Source organism: Aphanothece microscopica RSMan92, assembly GCF_046613545.2.
In the GTDB taxonomy this organism is placed as follows: domain Bacteria; phylum Cyanobacteriota; class Cyanobacteriia; order PCC-6307; family Cyanobiaceae; genus NIES-981.
The window spans coordinates 1-462 of the sequence record NZ_JBKKKY020000523.1; the positions used below are offsets into that span (position 1 = coordinate 1).

The 462-nt window shown below is 69.7% G+C and carries 1 protein-coding gene; it reads left to right on the top strand.

The genetic code is table 11. The features are described from left to right. Window positions 1-114: 114 nt before the first annotated feature. On the top strand, window positions 115-462 hold a 348-nt coding region (locus ACLD7X_RS18865), incomplete at its 3' end, for a hypothetical protein (protein ID WP_411425212.1).

Consider the following 462-nt stretch of genomic DNA (forward strand, 5'->3'; position numbering starts at 1 on the left):
CTACTACCGGACCGAGGGGCTGCATCGCGTGGGCGCGGCCTATCAGGGGCAGACGATCTATACCGCCCAGCAGATCGAGGATGTGGTGGCCTATCTTTCGGGGCTGACCGCGCCATGAGGGCGGTTCTGGTCCTGTGCCTGCTGGCGCTGCCCGTTGGGGCGCAGGAACCGGCGCCGGTGTCGGGCTACGACTTCCTCGATCCCGCCACGCGGCAGTTGCAGGATGACGATTTCCTGAACCCCGGTTTCTTTGCCGTGGAACGGGGTGCTGCGCTGTGGGCGCGGGCGGAAGGCGCGACGGGCAAGTCCTGTGCCGATTGCCACGGCGCTGCCGCCGACAGCATGCGCGGGGTGGCCGCGCGCTATCCGGCGGTCGATGCGGCGACCGGCGCGCTGATGAACCTCGAGGCGCGGATCAACGACGAACGCACGCGCCGGATGCAGGCCGAGCCGCTGGCGCTG